Origin of the sequence: Cellulosimicrobium cellulans (assembly GCF_024124905.1) — a bacterium.
Classification (GTDB): domain Bacteria; phylum Actinomycetota; class Actinomycetes; order Actinomycetales; family Cellulomonadaceae; genus Cellulosimicrobium; species Cellulosimicrobium cellulans_G.
In genome coordinates, this window is the sequence record NZ_JAMXST010000005.1 from 505849 (window position 1) to 524366 (window position 18518).

14 protein-coding genes are annotated in these 18518 nt (G+C 77.6%); 4 read left to right on the plus strand and 10 right to left on the minus strand.

Annotated features, from left to right (window positions below):
* Positions 1–5: 5 nt before the first annotated feature.
* The 3 genes from NHH00_RS17445 to NHH00_RS17455 all read left to right on the plus strand — a co-directional run bounded on the left by NHH00_RS17445 (position 6) and on the right by NHH00_RS17455 (position 5167).
* On the plus strand, positions 6–2678 hold the full coding sequence (locus NHH00_RS17445) for a tetratricopeptide repeat protein (protein ID WP_253054620.1): 2673 nt from the start codon (positions 6–8) through the stop codon (positions 2676–2678).
* A gap of 78 nt (positions 2679–2756) precedes the next feature.
* Positions 2757–4232 (plus strand): multidrug effflux MFS transporter, encoded by a 1476-nt coding sequence (locus tag NHH00_RS17450; protein ID WP_253054622.1) that lies wholly within the window; start codon positions 2757–2759, stop codon positions 4230–4232.
* Positions 4233–4345: 113 nt separating this feature from the next.
* Positions 4346–5167, plus strand: coding sequence for a uracil-DNA glycosylase (locus NHH00_RS17455; protein WP_253054624.1), 822 nt, complete (start codon positions 4346–4348; stop codon positions 5165–5167).
* 176 nt (positions 5168–5343) lie between these two features.
* Here the strand turns inward: NHH00_RS17455 and NHH00_RS17460 are convergent, their stop codons facing one another.
* Complete coding sequence (locus NHH00_RS17460; RefSeq protein ID WP_253054626.1) at positions 5344–5508, minus strand: hypothetical protein; 165 nt, start codon at positions 5506–5508, stop codon at positions 5344–5346.
* A gap of 210 nt (positions 5509–5718) precedes the next feature.
* Complete coding sequence (locus NHH00_RS17465; protein ID WP_253054628.1) at positions 5719–6147, minus strand: VOC family protein; 429 nt, start codon at positions 6145–6147, stop codon at positions 5719–5721.
* Between the two features lie 87 nt (positions 6148–6234).
* On the opposite strand from NHH00_RS17465, the gene NHH00_RS17470 reads away from it, so the two are divergent.
* The gene (locus NHH00_RS17470; protein WP_253054630.1) at positions 6235–7128 is read left to right on the plus strand and encodes a helix-turn-helix domain-containing protein; all 894 of its coding nucleotides are present in this window, start codon (positions 6235–6237) and stop codon (positions 7126–7128) included.
* On the opposite strand, the gene NHH00_RS17475 is transcribed toward NHH00_RS17470, so the two are convergent.
* From NHH00_RS17475 to NHH00_RS17510, 8 genes are all read right to left on the minus strand, one after another.
* Positions 7082–7753, minus strand: a complete 672-nt coding sequence (locus NHH00_RS17475; protein ID WP_253054632.1) for a class I SAM-dependent methyltransferase — start codon at positions 7751–7753, stop codon at positions 7082–7084. The two genes, NHH00_RS17470 and NHH00_RS17475, sit on opposite strands and share 47 nt — an antisense overlap.
* A 219-nt stretch (positions 7754–7972) precedes the next feature.
* On the minus strand, positions 7973–11248 hold the full coding sequence (locus tag NHH00_RS17480) for an AAA family ATPase (protein ID WP_253054634.1): 3276 nt from the start codon (positions 11246–11248) through the stop codon (positions 7973–7975).
* A complete protein-coding gene (locus tag NHH00_RS17485) occupies positions 11248–12555 on the minus strand; it encodes an exonuclease SbcCD subunit D (RefSeq protein ID WP_253054636.1) in 1308 nt (435 codons plus the stop codon). Before NHH00_RS17485 ends, NHH00_RS17480 begins: the two co-directional genes overlap by 1 nt.
* 63 nt (positions 12556–12618) lie before the next feature.
* On the minus strand, positions 12619–12993 hold the full coding sequence (locus NHH00_RS17490; RefSeq protein ID WP_253054638.1) for an STAS domain-containing protein: 375 nt from the start codon (positions 12991–12993) through the stop codon (positions 12619–12621).
* A 272-nt stretch (positions 12994–13265) separates the two neighbouring features.
* The gene (locus tag NHH00_RS17495; RefSeq protein WP_253054640.1) at positions 13266–13796 is read right to left on the minus strand and encodes an aminoacyl-tRNA deacylase; all 531 of its coding nucleotides are present in this window, start codon (positions 13794–13796) and stop codon (positions 13266–13268) included.
* Between the two features lie 60 nt (positions 13797–13856).
* A complete protein-coding gene (locus tag NHH00_RS21165) occupies positions 13857–14390 on the minus strand; it encodes a DUF2087 domain-containing protein (protein WP_253054643.1) in 534 nt (177 codons plus the stop codon).
* 93 nt (positions 14391–14483) lie between these two features.
* On the minus strand, positions 14484–16223 hold the full coding sequence (locus NHH00_RS17505) for an ABC-F family ATP-binding cassette domain-containing protein (protein WP_253054645.1): 1740 nt from the start codon (positions 16221–16223) through the stop codon (positions 14484–14486).
* A 287-nt stretch (positions 16224–16510) separates the two neighbouring features.
* Positions 16511–18499, minus strand: a complete 1989-nt coding sequence (locus tag NHH00_RS17510; protein WP_253054647.1) for a PASTA domain-containing protein — start codon at positions 18497–18499, stop codon at positions 16511–16513.
* Between the last annotated feature and the right edge of the window lie 19 nt (positions 18500–18518).

Here is an 18518-nt window from a genome sequence, read left to right on the forward strand (position 1 = left end):
GCGCGGTGCCCCTCGACCCGCCGCCGTCCCCCGTGGGCGCCGGGTCGGTGGACGAGCTCGCGACCCGCCTACGGGCGCTGCGCTCCTGGGCCGGCGACCCCTCGTACACGGAGATCGCGCGGCGCGTCGGCGCGCTCCGCACCGCGCGGGGCGTGCCCGCCGCGGAGGCGCGACCCGGCCGCGTGACCGTCTACGACGTCTTCCGGGAGGGTCGCTCCCGGCTCGACGTCGACCTCCTCGCCGACGTCGCGCAGGCCCTCGGCGACGCACGGCCCGCAGGCTGGCGTGCGGCGTACCGGACGGCCGCGCGGGCGGCCTCCGCGCAGGGCACCGCCGTGGACGCGGCGGCGCGCACCGGGCCGCGCGCCGCCGACCGACCGCACGGCGCGGCGCCGACCGTGCGACGAGGGCCGGTCGCGCCCGACCGTCCGCTCGTCGGCCGGGACGGCGAGGTCGCCCGGCTGGTCGCGGTGCTCGCGGAGCCACCGGACGAGGACGCGCCCGGCAACGCCGCGCCGCGCGTCGTGACCGTCACGGGTCTCGCCGGGACGGGGACGACGAGCGTCGCGCTCGCCGTCGCGCGCGAGGTCCCGGCGGACGTGGTCGTGCGGGTCGACCTCCACGGGGAACCGGGCGGTGCGACGCCGTCGGCCGCCGTCGTGCTCGACGCGCTGCTCCAGGCGCTCGGCGCGCCGCCGCCCGACGCACAGGCGCGCGATCTCCCCGCGCTCGCCGCGGCCCTCGCGGCCGCGCTCGCTGGGCGCCGCACGACCGTCGTCCTCGACGACGCGACCGACGCCGCCCAGGCCGCGGACGTCGTCGCGCACCTGCCGGCCACGGCGCGCGTCGTGGCCACGGCGCACCGCGTGCTCGACCTGCCCGCCGCGGTCGGCACGACCCTGGACCCGCTCCGCGAGGACGACGCGATCGCGCTCCTCGGGTCGGTCGTCGGCGCGGACCGCGTGGCCGCCGAGCCGGAGGCCTCGACCCGGCTGGTCCGTGCGTGCGGGGGCCTCCCCGCCGCGCTGGTGCGCACCGCCGACGACGTCCGTGCGCGGCCCGGCTGGTCGCTCGCCGACCACGCCCGGCGCGTGGAGGACCTGCCCGGGCCGGTCCTCCACCCGGCGCTCGCCGCGGCGCACCGCGACCTTCCCGCCGACCACGCCCGCGCCCTGCGCCTCCTCGCCCTCGTCCCGGTGCCGCTCGACGCCGCCTGGGTCGCCGTGCTCCTCGGCGTCTCGACGAGCGAGAGCCGCGACGCGCTCGCCGCGCTGGGGCGTGCGCACCTCGTCACGCACAGGCCGCGCGGCGAGGTCGTCGTGCCCGACGCCGTCCGCACGCTCGCCGCCGACCTCGCCCGGTCCGACGACCCGTTCTCCGCGCGGGCCACCGCCGTCGGGCGGCTCGCCGCCCGGCTGCTCGACGACGCCCGGCCCGCCGTGCATGCGGCGGCGCCCCACCACGACGCCCCCGGGCGCACGGCCGGGCCGGGCGCGACCGGGCCAGGGGCGGCCGGATCCGACTCGGCCGGGTCGGGGGGCGCGGCGGCGGCGCGCACGACCGACGTCGCGCTCGCGTGGCTCGACGCCCACCGGGACCTGCTCGTCGCGACGTCGACGCTCGCCGCGGAGCACGAGCTCGCCGACCCGGTGACCGACCTCTCCGCCCTGCTCGCGCCGTACCTCGACTCGGCGGGGCACTGGGACGACGCGGTCGCGGTGCACACGGCGGCGGTCGAGCACGGGCGGGCGTCCGGGCGGTCCCAGGCCGGGCGCGACCTCGGGCGCGCGCTCGAACGGCTCGGCCGGTACGACGAGGCGCTCGCCCAGCTCGTCCGCTCGCTCGAGCGCGGCGACGACCCACGCCCCGGCCAGACGCTCAACCGCATCGGCAACGTGTACAAGCGGCTCGGTCGCTTCGACGAGGCGGAGACCGCGTACCACGACGCCGCCGCCGGGGCGCGGACCGCGGGCGACCCGGTCAGCGAAGGCCGCGCCGTCGGGAACCTCGCGGACGTGCACCGGATCCTCGGGCGGCACGACGACGCGCGTGCCGGCTACGAGCGGGCGCTCGCGCTGTCGCGTCGCGTGGGCGACGTCCTCAACGTCGCCATCGTGTCGAGCAACGCCGCGATCCTCTCCGAGGCCGAGGGCAGCGTCGACCGCGCGCTCGCGCAGCACCGCGACGCGCTCGCGAGCGCGACGTCGCTCGGCGACGCGGGCCTCGCGACGCGCGCCCGGGTGCACGTGGGGCGGCTCCTCGCGGGCTCCGGCGAGACCGGAGGCGGCGTCACGGAGCTGCGCGCCGCGGTGCGGGCCGCCGTCGCGCTCGGGGACCCCGACGCCGAGGCCGAGGCCCGCAGCGCCCTCGCGACCGCGCTGCTCGCCGCGGGCTCCGTCGCGGAGGCGGTCGCGGCGGGCGAGGCTGCGGTCGAGCTGGCGCGACGCGTCCGCGCACGACTCGTCGAGACGGAGGCGCTCAACGCGCTCGGGGAGGCCGTGCTCGCCGCGGGCGACGCCCGCCGCGCGGCGGACCTGCACGACGCGGCCCGCGCGCTCGCCGTCGAGCTCGACGACGCCGCCGAGGACGCCCGTGCGCGGCGCGGGCTCGCGGCCGCCGGGCGCGCAGGCGGGTCCGACGCCGCCGACCGCGCCCGCGAGGCGCCCGGCCGCGCCTGACGCTCGTCCGCCGTCTCAGCATGCGATCGCGTACGGCGTCCGGGAACATGTGGCGCCCCGCCCGCGGTTGCCCCTGTCATGGCCTCCACCCCACCCGCGACCCCGGCGCCGACCGCGCCCGTCGCCGCCCAGCCGGGCACCGGACCTTCCACGAGCCCCCCCGCTCCCGCCCGACCCGGGCGCATCAGCGCGGGGCTCGTCCTGCTGCTCTCCGCGCTCACCGCGATCGGTCCGCTGACGATCGACCTCTACCTCTCCGCCTTCCCGCGCATCGTCGACGAGCTCGGCACCACCGAGTCCCGTGTCCAGCTCACGCTCACCGCGACCCTCGCGGGGCTCGCGCTCGGCCAGCTCCTCATCGGGTCGGTCTCCGACGCGATCGGCCGTCGCGCACCCCTGCTCGTGTCCCTCGCGGTGTACGTCGCCGCGTCCGCGGGCATCGTGTTCGCCGGGTCCGTCGCCGCGCTCACCGGCCTGCGGTTCGTCCAGGGCCTCGCCGCGGCCGCCGGGATGGTGCTCTCCATGGCGATCGTGCGCGACTCGTTCGAGGGCTACCAGATCGGCAAGGTCATCGCGCGCCTCATGCTGGTCGTGGGCGTGGCACCCATCCTCGCGCCGACGATCGGCGCGCAGTTCCTGCGGCTCGGCTCATGGCGCGGCATGTTCGTCGCGCTGGCCGTGGTCGGCGCGGTGCTGTTCGTGCTCGTGCTGCTCCGCCTGCGCGAGACCCTGCCCGCGGACCGCCGCCGCTCGGGCGGGACCGTCGCCGCCCTGCGCTCCTACGGCTCGCTCCTCACCGACTGGTCGTTCATCGGGCTCGCGCTCATCGCGGGCTTCTACATGGCCGCGATGTTCACCTACATCTCCGCGTCGACGTTCGTGTTCCAGGACTTCTTCGGCATGTCCGCCCAGCAGTACGCGATCGTGTTCGGCGTCGGCGCGGTGTCCGTGACCGCCGGCAGCCAGATCAACGGCGCGCTCGTGGGCCGCGTGGCGCCCGAGCGCATCCTCCAGGGCGCGGTCGCCGCGGGCTTCGTCCTCTCGGGCGGGCTGCTCGTCGCGGCGCTCGCCGGCGGCGGGCTCGCGTGGCTCGTCCCGCTCATCGTCCTCACGCTCGGCACCGCGGGCTTCGTCATGCCGTCCGTCCCCGCCATCGCGCTCGAGCGCAACGCGCACCGCGCCGGGAGCGCCGCCGCGCTCATCGGGGCCTTCCAGTTCGGCGTCGGGGCGATCATCGCGCCGGTGACCGGGCTGCTCGGCGGGTCGCCGCCCGTGACGATGGCCGCGGTGATGTTCGGCGTCGTCGTCATCGCCGGCGCGGTCCTGCTCGGCCTGCGGCACACGTTCGGCGCGCCCGTCCCGGACGAGGCGGCGGACGCCCTCGGCACCCGGGACGCGGCGGAGGTCGGCAGCACGACCACGGCCGACGAGGAGGCCGGCGGACCCCGTGCCGCGGGCGTCGTCGACCAGACCGAGCGCGAGGCCGCCGTCGGCGTCCCCGACGACGCCGCGGCGCTCGCCGAGGCCACGGTGCTCGCCGACCGCGGCGCCTGACCCGGCGGGCTCTCCCCGCCGAGAACGACCCCACGCGCCGTCGACCACGAGGTTGCTGTCGTGATCCACCGGATGACGACAGCAACCCCGTGCTCGGCGCGGAGAATGGGCGGGTGACGCCCGACGACCCCGAGTACCCGCTCGCCGCACGGGCCGCGCCGTCGCTCGCGGCGCTCGACGACCACCTCGTCGAGTGCCGCGCGTGCCCGCGGCTCGTCGCGTGGCGCGAGCACGTCGCCGACGTCAAGCGGGCGTCGTTCCGGGACGAGGACTACTGGGCCCGCCCCGTGCCCGGGTTCGGCGACGAGCGCGCGGGGATCCTCGTCGTCGGGCTCGCGCCCGCCGCGCACGGGGCCAACCGCACGGGCCGCATGTTCACGGGCGACCGCAGCGGCGACTTCCTGTTCGCGTCCATGCACCGCACGGGCCTGGCGAACCAGGCGACGTCCGTGTCCGCCGACGACGGGCTGCGCCTCACGGGGATCCGCGTCACCGCCCCGGTGCGGTGCGCCCCGCCCGACAACAAGCCGACGCCCGAGGAACGCCGACGGTGCGGGCCGTACCTCGCGCGCGAGGTCGAGCTGCTCGGTGCGACCGTGCGCGTCGCGGTCGTGCTCGGCGGCTTCGGCTGGCAGGCGCTGCTGTCCACGCTCGCGGAGCAGGGCTGGGACGTCCCCCGGCCCCGACCGCGGTTCGCGCACAGCGCGGAGGTGACGCTGCGCCGTCGGGCCCCCGCGGCGGTCGGCGACGCGGCGGGACGCCCCGCGAGCGCCGTGCCCGACGCCGGGCAGGCGGCTCTCGCGCCGACCCTCACCCTCCTGGGGTGCTTCCACGTGAGCCAGCAGAACACGTTCACCGGACGCCTCACGCCGCAGATGCTCGACGACGTGCTCCTGCGGGCGCGCGACCTCGCCGGCCTGGGCGCACCGGGCTGAGCGCCCGCGTTCCGAGAGATGCGCTCCGGGACGAGGGAACCACCCGGACGTGCAGCGCGCGGCCGCAGACGCAGCGCTCGGCCGCGGTGCGACGCTCGACCGGCGTGCGCCCCACGTGCGCCCGACGGAGCGCGTCGGCGGAGTCGCGGCGGCCCGTGGGGTCGGCGCCGGGCCGTCTACCGGGCCGCGGTCGTCGGGGACTGACGGCGCGGGGCGTCCGCCCAGCGACGGCGCTCGGCCACGCGCGGCAGGACGCGGCCCACGAGCCGGAGCTGCTCGCGGCGCGCGATGACCTCCATGCGCCGCAGCTCGCGCTCGAGCGGGGACGATGCTGCTGACATTGCTGCTCTCCTTCGACGGCACCGGGCGGCGGTCCACCCCGTCGCGGTCGCGACGGTCCCGGCGATGACGCGCGACGACCGCGGTCGGCCGTCGCCCTGCCCCCGTAGGAGGGACGGACGCGGCCCGGGTTCGTGACACCCGGCGCCCCGCCCGTCCGGTGCGCTACGCGGGGCGGGGGGCGTGACACCGGGCGCCGCCCACCCGGTCCGCTACGCCGTCGGGAGCGCGGACTCCTCGTACTGCTCCACGAACTCCCCCGTCGGCGGGATCGGCGTGATGACGTCGAGGAGGACGCCGTTCGGGTCGGCCGTGATGAAGTGCCGCTGGCCGAACGCCTCGTCGCGCAGCGAACGGAGGATCGGCAGGCCCGCCGCGACGAACCGGTCGTGGACGGCGTCGACGTCCTCGACCTCCAGGTTGAGCAGGAGGCCGCTCGCCCTCCCCCGCCCGCTCTCGGGGATCGTCTCGTGGTCGCCGTCCAGCACGGCGAGGTTCACCGCGTCGTCGTGCACGGACTGCAGGTGCACGTACCAGTCGCTCGTGAAGAGCGGCCGGAGGTCGAGGTGCTCGACGTAGAACGCCGCGGTCGCCGCGACGTCCCCGGTCATGATCACCGGGTACCAGCTCGTGATGCGCACGGATCTTCTCCTCCTGGTCGGGGCGGGCAGCCGCGTGAGAAAACAAACAGGCTGTATGTATCTAAGGATGACCTACAGTCTGTCGGTATGCAAGAGAGCCGTCGCACCAACGCCGAGCGCACCCTCGCCACCCGGTCCGCCCTCGTCGCCGCCGCGCGCGAGCTGTTCGTCGACCCCGGGTACGCGGAGGCGTCGACGCCGCAGATCGCCGCGGCCGCGCACGTCACGCGCGGCGCGCTGTACCACCACTACGCGGACAAGCGAGACCTGTTCCGGGCGGTCGTCGAGGCCGAGGCGGAAGCCGTCGCGCGCGAGATCGAGGCGCGGACCGGCCCGCTCGGCGGCGTCCACGAGGCCACAGCCGCGAGCGCGACCCGGACGGCACCTCCTACGAGCGACGCACCCCCCGCCCCCCGCTCTCGGCACGAGCCCGACGCACCCGACGCCCGCGGGATGCTCGTCGAGGGCGCGCGGGCCTACCTGGACGCGATGGCGGTCCCCGGCCGGACGCGCCTGCTGCTCGTCGACGCCCCGGCCGTGCTCGGTGCCGTCGAGGCCGACGCCCTCGACGCGCGCCACGCCCGTCGCACGCTGCGCGCGGGCCTCGCCGCCGCGCTGGACACCGCGCCGGACCAGGAGCGCACCCGCGAGGGCAGCGCGCACGACGACCACGGCACCGAGGAGCCGACGGCGGGACCGCACCACGGGGAGCACCCCGCGCCCGAGCGCCCGAGCCCCGTCCCCGCGCGCGAGCACGGGCCGACCGCACCGCGCATCACGGACGACGCCGCAGACGACGTCGCAGACGACGTCGCGCGCGACATCGCGCACGACGACCGTCTCGACGCGCTGACCCTCCTGCTCTCCGCGGCCTTCGACCGTGCGGCGCTGGCGCTCGACGGCGGTGCGCCGCCCCGCCCCGTCCGCGCGGCGGTCACCGAGCTCGTGGACCGGGTGTGCGCGCCGCGAACCACTCGATGACGCCCGCCCGCGTGCGCTCGTGCCGCTCGACGGTGAGCCCCGCGTCGAGCACCCAGCGCAGCGGGCGGCGGCGGAAGTGCTCGCCGGCGAGCGGGACGCTCACGACGTCGGCCGCCGCCTGGAGCGCGCGGAGCGGCCACGACGTCGACCCGACGTGGTCCGCGAGGACGAGCAGGCCGCCGGGCCGCAGCACGCGGACCATCTCCGCGAGCGCGGCACGGTGGTCGGGGATCGCGCAGAGCGAGAAGGTGCAGACCACGGTGTCGTAGGCGCCGTCGGGCAGGTCGAGCCGCTGCGCGTCGCCGAGCCGGAGGTCGACGTCGATCCCCCGCTCCACCGCCCGTCGCCGCGAGAGCGCGAGCATCCCCGGGCTCCACTCGACGCCCGTCAGCCGGCCGTGGAGCACGTGCGCGGGGTAGTGCGCGAGGTTGAGGCCCGTGCCGATCGCGACCTCGAGCGTCTCGCCCGTCGCGAGCCCGCACGCGCGGGGGCGGACGTCCGGGAAGAGACGGCGCTCGGCGACGGCCATGCCGCGGTCGTAGGCGCTCGCCTCCCGGTCCCAGCGCCGCCGCAGCCGCGCGTCGCGCGGGCTCGCCGTGCCGCCCGGCTCGGTCGGTCCGGCCATGCGCACCAACTCTCGCCGCCGGTGGACGGCCGCTGCACCGGCCACCTCGACCGGTCGGCGGCGCGCTCGGCCGACGTTCTCCGCCGGGCGCGCTCGGCCGACGTTCTCCGCCGGGCGCGCTCGGCCGACGTTCACCGCCCGGCGCGCTCGTCGGCGTTCTCCGCCCGGCGACGCCGGACGTTGTCGCCGGGCCGGCGTCTCGGGCGAGCGCCGTCGTCCTCACGCTCGCACGGTGAGCGTGCTCCCGCCTCCGGGCACGCGCCGTACCTCGATGCGCTCCGCGATGGACTGCTTGAGCGCGTCGACGTGCGACACGACGCCGACGACGCGCCCACCCGCCCGGAGCCTCCCGAGGGCGGCGAGCACGGCTTCCAGCGTCTCGGGGTCCAGGCTGCCGAATCCCTCGTCGACGAAGAGCGTCCCCAGCTCGACGCCGCCCGCCTCGGCCGTGACGACGTCGGCGAGCCCGAGCGCCAGGCACAGGGACACGTAGAACGTCTCGCCGCCCGACAGCGTGCGCGGGTCGCGCTCCCGCTCGGTGACGTGGTCGAGGACCTTCATCGCGAGCCCGCGCTTGTGCGCGCGCACGTCCTCGCGCGTCGCGCTGCGCACGAGCTCGTACCGGCCCGACGACATCTCCGCGAGGCGCTCGTTCGCGGCGGCGACGACGTCCTCGAACCGCTGGACGAGGACGAACGTCGCGAGCGTGAGCGCGTGGGCGTTGTCCCCGGAGCCGGACGCCAGCGCCGCCATGCGCGCGACCGGCTCGGCGGCGTCCCGGGCCCGGGCCCAGTCGTCCACCGCCGTCCCGATCCCCTCCGCGGCGACGCGCGCGGCCTGCGCCTGACGGGCGACGAGCTCGTGGCGACGACCCGCGGCCCGGGCCGTCGCCTCGGCCTCGGCGACGGCGGCCCGCGCCGCGGCGACGTCGGGCGCGGCGTCTGCGGGGAGGTCCGCGAGGGCGGGGTCGGCGAGCCCGGCGGCCGTGGCGGCGCACGCCGCCTCGTGCTCGGCGACACGGCGCGCGAGCGCCAGCCGGTCCGGCTCGTCGAGGACGGCGGCGAGCGCGTCGGCGGCGTCCGCGAACCCCGACCGGTCGACGATCGCGCCGAGCTCGGCCGTGCGGTCCGCGACGGCCCGGGCCGCGACGGCGACCGCGGTGCTCGCGTCGGCGAGGGCGTCGATCGTGCGGAGCCGCTCGTCGAGCGCCGCGGCGAGCACGGCGACGGGGTTGCGGGTCCCGCCCTCGTCGGCGAGGGCGTCGGGCAGGTCGGCCAGCTCCACCAGGGGCCCGGCCGCGGCGATCTCCGCGCGGATCTCGGCCCGGTCGGCGTCGAGCGCCGCCTCGAGCTCGTCGAGGCGGGCCGTCGTGCCGGCGATCCCCTCCGCGAGCGCGGCGGCACGTTCCTGGAGCGCGGTCGTGCCGGCGTCGAGGGCGTCGAGCTCGCGCTCGGCGTCCGCGCGGTCGCGGGCCGCCGCCCGCGCGCCCGAGACGAGCGCGTCGACCTCCGCGACGCGCCCCGCCGCCTCGTGGGGCGTCAGGCCCTCGGCGTCCCGACGGCGCGCCGTCAGCCGTTCGGCGAGCACCCCCGCGCGCGCGGAGGCGTCGTGCAGCGCCAGCTCCGCCTCGGCCCGGCCGCGCTCCGCGTCCTCGACGTCCTGCGCGGTGGGGTGGCCGTCCGCGAGCGGCGCCGGGGCCGGGTGGTCCGTCCCGCCGCACACCGGGCACGGGGACTCCTCGACGAGGCCCGCGGCGAGCTCGCCCGCGAGGCCGGCGATCCGGGCCGCCCGGACCCGCGCCTCCTGCTCGACGGCGGCGCGCGCGACCGTCGCGGCCCGGGTCCGCGCGGCCCGGGCCGCCTCCTCCTCCCCCGCGAGCGCCGCGGCCTGCCGCGCCGCTTCCTCGACCGCACGCGCACGCAGCGCCTGCTCCTGGAGGGCACCGAGCGTCCCGGCGGTCTCCGCGAGCGACGTCAGCCGCAGGCGCAGCTCCTCGCGGAGCGCCGGCCGCGCGGCGAGCTCGTCGAGCGTGCGCGCTCGCTCCTCGACGGCCTGCACGACGGCCTTGCGTCCGTCCTCGACCTCCCGGTCCCGGGCCGGGAGCGAGGCGCCCACGGGGAGCAGCCGGGCCACGCGCACCCCGGCCGTCGCGACGTCGGCGCGCAGCGCCTCGAGCGTCGTCGGGTCGGCGTCGGCGAGGGACGCGGGCGCGCCCGTCCGGGCGAGCGCGAGCCGGTCGTGCGCGGCGGCGAGGAGCTGCTCCGCGCGGACGAGGCCCTGCGCCGCGGGGGCGACGACGGCGGCGCGGGTCGCGGCGTCGACGCGGCGGCGGTCGTCGGCGACCCGGGGCTCCTCCTCCGCGAGGCGCGCCTCCTCGGCGCGCAACCGCGCCACGCGCTCCACGGCGTCGGCGAGCGCCCGCTCGGCGTCGAGCCGGTCGCGCGCCGCGACGAGCGTCGCGTTGGTCGCGATCTCGCGCGCGGCGAGCGCCTCCGCCTCGGCCCCGAGCCCTGCGACGTGCGCGAGGGCGAGCGCGTGCACGCCCGGGGCCGGGGCCACCGTCCCCGCGCCCGCCGCCGTGGGCAGGAGCGGGCCCACGTCCGCGACCCGTCCGTCGGCGAGCGCGGACCGGGACGACGGCACGCCGTCCGCGGCGTGGACGCTCGCGGACCCGTCCGCCGCGGTTCGCGCCAGGTCCGCCGCGGCCCGGGCGAGGTCGGCCTCGTCGGCGCGGTGCAGCCGCGCGTCGTCGTGCGCGGCCTCGCGCAGTCGCCGGGCGTCGTCGGGCACGAGCCCCGCCGCCCCGGTGAACCGCTCGACCGCGCCGCGGACGCCCTGGCGTGCGCCGTCCGACCGTGCCCGCGCCGTGCGCGCGAGCTCGGCGAGCCGCACCGTCGCGCGGTGGTAGAGCTCGGTGCCGAAGACCTTCTGCAGCAGCACCGCCCGGTCCTCGGGCTTCGCGCGCAGGAACGTCGCGAACTCGCCCTGCGGGAGCACGACGGTCTGCACGAGCTGGCGCCGGTCGAGCCCGACGATCCGGCGGATCTCCTCCCCGGCCTCGTCGAGCCGCGTCGAGAGCAGCTCGCCCGGCGGGCCGTCGACGCCCGCGCAGGCCTGCGCGGACGGCACGCCCGCGAGCCGCCAGAGCCGGACCGACGCCTGCTGGGTCGTCGTGCCGGTGCCGCGCTTCTTGGGCCGGCGGTACTCGGGCGTCCGCCGCACGCGGTACACGCCCGACGGGACCTCCAGCACCAGGTCGACGAACGACTCGACCTCGGGCGCCGCGAACGCCGACCGGAGCCGGTCGTCGCTCGCCGCGTCGGACGCGACCTTGCCGTACAGCGCGAAGACGATCGCGTCGATGACCGTCGACTTGCCCGCGCCCGTGGGCCCGTCGAGGAGGTAGATCCCGGACGCGCCCAGGGCCGCGAGATCGACGTGCTGGAGGCCCGCGAACGGCCCGATCGCCTGGAAGGTCAGCGAGTGCAGGTGCATCAGGCGCTCCGCTCCTCCGCCAGCGCGAGCTCGAACGCCTCGCGCAGCACGGCGATCTCCGCGTCGCTCGGCGCGTGGCCCGCGACGTGCTCGACGAAGTCCCGCGCGACGTCGAGCGGGTCCCGCCCCGGCCCGACGGCGGTCACGACCTCCCGCTCCTCGGGGCGCGGCGGGCGGTGGGTCACCTGGAGCGCGTGCGGGAACCGCCCCCGGACGCGCGCGTAGAGCTCCGCGGGTCGCACCGCGTCCGTCACGACGACCCGCAGCCAGTCGTCGACGTGGGGTTCGCCGGCTGCCCCGAGCAGGTCGTCGAGCGTCCCCGTGACCTCGGCGAGCCGCCGCGGCACCGGCGCGGGGACGAGCTCGACGGCCGCGTCCGGGTCTCCACCGGCACCCCCTTCCAGCCGGTCCAGGTCGACGAGCGCCGTGGACTTGCGCTGGTGCCGCTCCGAGAAGGAGAACGCGAGCGGAGATCCCGAGTAGCGCGCGACCGTCGCCGAGCTGCTGCCATGACCTGCGGTTTCACGTGAAACGTCGGGCACGGTGACGCGCTGCGGCCCGTGCAGGTGCCCGAGCGCGACGTAGTCGACCCCCCAGCCCCCGAACGTGGCCGCGGGCACGGCGTCGACGCCGCCCACGCGGATGTCCCGCTCCGACTCCGACGCGAGCCCGCCGACCACGAACGCGTGCCCGACGACGACGGCACGGGCGCTCGGGTGCTGCGCGCGGCGACGTGCGAGGTCGTTCCCCACGCGCCGCATCGCCGCGGCCATGACGGCCTCGTGCGACCGGGCGAGCGGCCTCCGCGCACCGCCGGCGCTCGGGTCCGGGCGGTCGGCCGCGGCGTCGTCGCCCTCGGCCAGCGCGTGGCGCGCCGTGTCCGGGTCGAGGTACGGCAGCGCGTAGACGAGCAGCGGAGCGTCGCCCTCGGCCGCCCGACCCCGGGGCCCGGGGTGCGGCGCGAGGACGACGGGCGTCCCGACGTCGGACAGCCGCGCGCGCAGGTGCACGCCCGGCCGCATCACGCGGTCCCCGAACCCGAGCCGGACCGCGGAGTCGTGGTTCCCGGGCGTGACCACGACGTGCGCGTGCTCCGCGAGCCGCGTCAGCGCGTCGGACAGGAGCGAGACCGCGTCGACCGGCGGGACGGCGCGGTCGTACACGTCCCCCGCGACGACGACGGCGTCCACGTCCTCCGTGCGGGTCAGCTCGACGAGGTGGTCGAGGTGCGCGGCCTGGTGCTCCAGCAGGTCGACCCCGTGCAGCGTGCGCCCGAGGTGCCAGTCGGACGTGTGCAGGATGCGCATGACCGCACCGTACCGGCGGGGGCCCACAGCCCCCGGGACCCGGGCGGTCGGGCGCGGACCGGGTCAGACCGCCCCGACGACCTCGATCGGGCCCGTCGACGCGCCGCTGCGCTCCACGGGGATACGGCCGCCCATGCCGATCATGTCGAGCAGCTCGACGATGCTGGTCGACGGGTCGCGGAGCACCACGTCGCGGCCGTCCTCCTCGCCGAGCATGTAGAGCTGGATGATGAACGCGATGCCCGACGAGTCGATGAAGGTCACGTCGGCGACGTCGACCACGACGCGCCCGCGCGTGTCCAGCACGTACGACATCGCCTCGCTCGCGCGGTCGCGCAGCGCCGCGTCGATCTCTCCCCACATCGTCACGACCACGCCGCCGTCAGCCGGGGCGTAGACGATCCCGCTCGTCCGGTCGATCGCGCTGCCTGTGTCCACGGTTCCCGCTCACCGTCTCTCTCGAGTCGTCCTGCGTGCTGTCGGCCGCCCCTCCGGACAACGTCCGGTGACGACGGCCTGTTCCCCGCGCGCCCCCGCGAGGCTCCGTCCGGTCGCGTGCGCCGCCGTCGGGCGACGGACCGCGCCGGGCGACCGTGACCGGAGCAGAACGAGTCTGCACCCGACGCGCTGCGCGCACCAGCCCTCGCGGGGGTGGTCCTCGACCTTTCTCCGAACCCACACAACCGCCGCGCCGCAGCCGGTCGCACGCGCTACAGCGGCTCCGTGACGTCCGCGACCTGCGCGCCCAGCGCGCCGACGAGCGCCCGCCCGTCCACCGTCGCCGCGACGCCGTGCGCGCCCCCGCCGATCGAGACGAGCCGCGCCGCGGCGTCGGGCTCCGCACCCTCGCCCCCCGCGACGTCGACGTCGTCGCCCTCCCCCGGCCCGGCCACGACCCGGACGTCCGCGACCACGGGCCAGGCGTGCGTCGAGCCGAACGGGGTGATCGTGCCGCGCTCGTAGCCCGTGACGTCGCGCGCGACCTCCTTGTCCGGCATCGACAGGCGCGAGACGCCGAGGAGCGCGCGCAGCTTGGGCCACGAGATCTGGCGGTCGCCGGGGACGAGGACGAACAGGTAGTCGTCCTCCGCGCGCCGTACGACGATCGTCTTGAGGACGCGCGACGGGTCCACGCCACGGGCCGCGGCGGCCTCCTCGAGCGACCCCACCCGGCCGTGCCGCGTGACGGTGTAGTCGATGCCCGACGCCTCCAGCGCCGCCAGGGCGCGCTCGCTGCTCATGGCACCGACCCTAGCCGCCCCGTCCGTCGCCCATCCCGGCGCACGCCCCGGCGCCGGGCGTCAGACGTCGTCGAACTCCGTCACGACCGTGCGCCAGTACTCCGCGCCGTCGCGCGTGCGGTGCACGAGGCCGGCGTCGACCATCGCGCGGCGCAGCGACACCGGGTCCGCTGCGCGGGCCGCGAGCCGCTTGGTCAGCGTGAGCTCGGTGACGGGCTCCTCCAGCGGCAGCACCTGTGCCGCCAGGAACCGCACCACGAGCTCGCGGTCCCGCTGCCGCTTGGGCGAGCGCAGCAGGCGGCCGTCGACGAGGAACCGCTCGGGACCCGTCGGCCGGGGCGTGGGCACCGTCGCGAGCAGCGCCGCGAACCGCTCCGGCGCGGCGCGCAGGAACCCGGTCTCGTCCCGCACGACGACCCCTGCCGCGAGGAGCGGCGCGAGCCGCCGCCGCTCGTCGGTCGACAGCACCGCCTCGGCGGGGCTCTCCGTCACGACGCGCGCGAGCACCTCCAGCCGCCCCGCGTCCGCGAGCGACGCGACGACCTGCTTCCACGCGTTGTCCGGCGCCACGGCACCGGTCTGCTCGACGTCCACCCACCGACCCTAAGCACCCTCCGGCGCCCGGGCCAGCGACTTGTCAGCGCCCCACCGGTCGCGAGAGGCGTGCGGCGCTGACCGGCGCAGGGCTCACGCCAGGTGCACGACGTCGCCCGTCCAGCGCTGCCGCAGCCACCGGTCGTGCGACGCGACGACGACGGCGCCCGGCCACTCCTCGACGGCCTCCATGAGCTCCCCCGCGAGCGTGAGCGACACGTGGTTCGTCGGCTCGTCGAGGAGCAGCACGTCCGGCGCCTGCGTGACGAGCATCGCGAGCACGACGCGCCGCCGCTGGCCCACCGACAGCTCCGCGAGCGGACGCCCGAGGTCGCGCGGCGCGAGCAGCCCGTGCGCGTCCACGGCGGCCTCGCGCGCGCCCGCCCGGTCGGCCGGGTCCCAGCCCTGCGCGAGGGCGAGGAGCTCGCGGGGGGTGCGGTCGTCGTCGTGCAGGTGGACGTCCTGCTCCAGCAGGCCGACGCGCACCCCGCGCGCCCGCCCGACCGTGCCCGCGTCAGGCACGAGGTCGCCCGCGAGGACGTGCAGCAACGTCGACTTCCCCGCGCCGTTGGCGCCCGTGACGAGCAGCCGCGTGCCGCGCGCGACCTCGATCGAGGGCACGCCCGACGCGGTCATGTCGAGCCGGTCGGAGCGCTCGCCGGGCGCCCCCGTGCCCGCCGGCCGGTGCACGACGACGCCCCGCGCCCACGCGACGACGTCGCCGCCGCCGGGGGTCGCCGCGCCGCCGCCGTCCGGCGGCGCGAACCGCAACGGCGCCGGGGGCTTGCGCACCTGGTCGCGCTCCAGGGCGTCGAGGCGCTGCTGCGCGTTGCGCACGCGCCGCGACACCTGGCTCTGGACGCGCTCCCCCTTGAAGTCGTAGAGGATCTTCGCCTGGTTGCCGCGCTCGCGGTTCTTCGAGACGTCGCGCGCGGTGACCGCGACGGACCGGCGCAGCTCGACGAGCTCCGCCTGCTCGGCCTCGAACCGCTGCTCCCAGCGCGCGCGCTCGACGCGCTTGGCCTCCAGGTAGTCGCTGTACGTGCCGCCGTAGAGCGTGGCCGTGCCGCCGCCGGGGCGCGGGCTCCCGTTCGCGGCTCCGCGCAGCGGCTCGGCCACCGGGTCGAGGTCGAGGATCTCCGTGCACACCTCGTCGAGGAAGACCCGGTCGTGGCTCGCGAGCACGACGGCACCCGGGAGCGCGCGCAGCGCCGCCGCGAGGAACTCGGCGGCGTCGTCGTCGAGGTGGTTCGTCGGCTCGTCGAGCAGCAGCGCGCCCGGCTGACGGACCAGCAGGGCGGCGAGCCCGAGGCGCGTCCGCTGCCCGCCCGAGAGCGAGCCGACGGCGCGGCCGGCGACGCCGTCGACGTCGAGCCCCAGGCCGGCGAGCGTGCGGGCGGCCCGGGCGTCGGCGTCCCACACGTCCGCGAGCTCGGCCCGGTCGAGGGCGCGCGCGTACGCCGCGTCGGCACCCGCGACGGGCCCCGCTCCGTCGGGACCCGTGAGAGCGAGCGCCGCCTCCTCGAGCTCGCGCTCGATCGCGCGGACGCGCGCCAGCGCGTCGTCGACGACCGCACGCACGGTCGTCGACGGCGGGTACGGGAACTCCTGGTGCAGGAACCCGAGGTCGTCGGGCCGGGTCACCGCCCCGTCGTCGGGCGCGAGCGTGCCCGCGAGCACGCGCAGCAGGGTGGACTTGCCGACGCCGTTCTCGCCGACGAGACCCGTGCGGTGGCCGGGGTCGACGGCGAGGTCGACGCCGCGCAGGACGGGACGTCCTGCGAACGACACGCGGACGTCGGACGCACGCAGGACGGGGGTGGAACGGGCCATGGGTGATCACCTACCAGGGTGCCCGGGCGGCACGCGCACGCGCCGGGACGGCGCGGGGCCACGACGACGGGCTCGACGGGACGGAGCGGGGGCCACGACGACGGGCTCGACGGGACGGAGCGGGGGCCACGACGACGGGCTCGACGGGACGGAGCGGTCGGGGCAGGTGAGGATCACATCGTCGCCGAGGCTACGCGGTCGCCGCGCACGGCGCACGGGAATTACCGGACGGTGCGCAGCGCGGGCGGGGCGAACCCGCCGCCCTCCTGGACCCGACGGGTCACGCGTCAGGGTGCGGTCGTCTCCGTGGCGCCTGCCGTGGGCTCGTCGGCCGGCGCCGACGTCGGCGCGGCGGTCGGCTCCTCCGTGGGATCCGGCGTCGGCTCGGGATCCACCGGGGGCTCCGGGTCGGCGGGCCCGGTCGAGACGACGATCGTCACCGTGCTCCCCGGCGCGACCTGGGCACCGGAGCCCGGGTCGACCGCGATCACGGTGCCCGCCGCGGCGGCGTCCTCCCGGGTCGTCACGCTGGCCTTGAGCCCCACCTTCTCGAGCGCTGCCACGACGTCGGCCTGCGTCCGTCCGACGAGCGCGGTCGGCACGGTGACCTTCGCGGGCTCCGGATCGGGCGGCGTCGTCGGGTCGGGCGGCGTCGTGGGTGTGGTCGGGTTCGTCGGCGTCGGCGTCGGCGTCGTCGGAGGCGTCGGCTTCGGCGCGGGCGGCGGGGTCGGGGTCGACGGCTTCTGCGGGGTCGACGGCGTGGTGCCCTCGGAGGGCGAGTAGCGCGTCGGCATCTTGCCCGCGGCGAAGAACTCGAAGTGCCACGGCTCGGGCTTGGACCCGTTCGGCCGAGCCCAGGCGGGGTTGTCCCAGCCGTAGTCGGGGCCGTGCATGCGCAGCCAGACGTACTCGCGCGACGTGCCCGACGGGACGTTGCCGCCGATGTCGATCGCCAGGCCCCAGCCGTGCTGGGACGTCCCGGGGACCGCGGCGAGGTAGGGCTTGATGGCCTTCAGCCGCACCTGCTCGTCGTAGGGGCGGTACGCGTCGGTGATCTTCAGCGCGTACCCGAACTCCTTCTGGAACTCCGCCGCGAGGGCCTCGAGCTGCACCGCGGCGTCGCAGCGCAGCGTCTTGCCGGGCGCGAAGTCGAGGGCGCACAGCGCCTCGGGCGGGATCCGCCCGTTCTGGTACTGCGCCGTCGAGCCGGCGTACCGAGCGACGACCTCCGCGAGCCGCTCCGCGAGCGTCGTGCCCGCGAGCGCCGTCGCACCGGCTGCCGGCACGACGCCGACGGGAGAGAAGTCGGTGCCGAGCAGGTCCGCGAGGTGCGTCGCCGAGACGACGACGTCCTCGAGCGTCACGTCGCCGTGGGCGTGGTCGTCGTCCTCGGCGTGCTCGCCGTCACCGCTGTCAGACGACGGGTCGGCGGGGTCGCCCGAGGTGCCGTCGAGCTCTCCCGGGGCGACGCCGTCGGGAGCCGGCACGGCGTCCTCGGGGAGCGTCCGGTCCCCGGGCGACGTCGCGCCGCCGGTGGAGCCCGGCCCCGTCGGCGCGTCGCCCGACGGCGACGGGCTCGGCGACCCGCTCGGGCTCGGCGACGCGCTCGGGTCGGGGCTGCTCGTCGGGGTCGGGGACGAGGCGGTGCGGGTGGCGGAGGTGCGCACCACGTCCGCGTCGCCCGCGGCGTCGACCGACGCCGGCTTCTGCGCGGGGCGCCCAGGGGGCGAGCCGGGGACCGCGGCGTCGTCGGGGCCCGCGCCCGGGTCGAGCGGCTCCGGGAGGTCGGGGACCTCCGCGTCGTCGAGCGACTCGTCGAGGTCCAGACCGCCGTCCGGGACCACCTGGACCGGCACGCGGCGCGCGGCGTCCTGCTGGGCGAGGTACGTGGCGAGGAGCATGCCGAGCTCCGCGCGCGCCTGCTCCACGGGCGCGGTGACCTCCCCGTCCGAGAGCGCGTTCGCCGTGGCGAGGACCTCGATCGCGCCGTCGAGCTGCTTGTCCTCGTCGAGGCCGGCCCCGAGGGTGCTCGACAGCGCCGAGACCTGCGTCGCGGTCGTGGCCTCCGCGGTGAAGAACGAGGCGCCCGGTCGGGGCTCGACGCTCCCGGCGAGCGCGGCGGCGAGCGTGATCGCGAGCGCGGAGGAGATGAGGACGTGGGAGACGGTGCGGGCTCGCCGCACGAAGGTGGGCGTCGGGGCGGGTGCGGGCGCAGCAGGCTCAGTGGCCTCGGGGACGTCGTCCGTCGCGCCCTCGTGCTCCGCCGTGGTGCTCACCGCTCACTCCCGTGCTTCG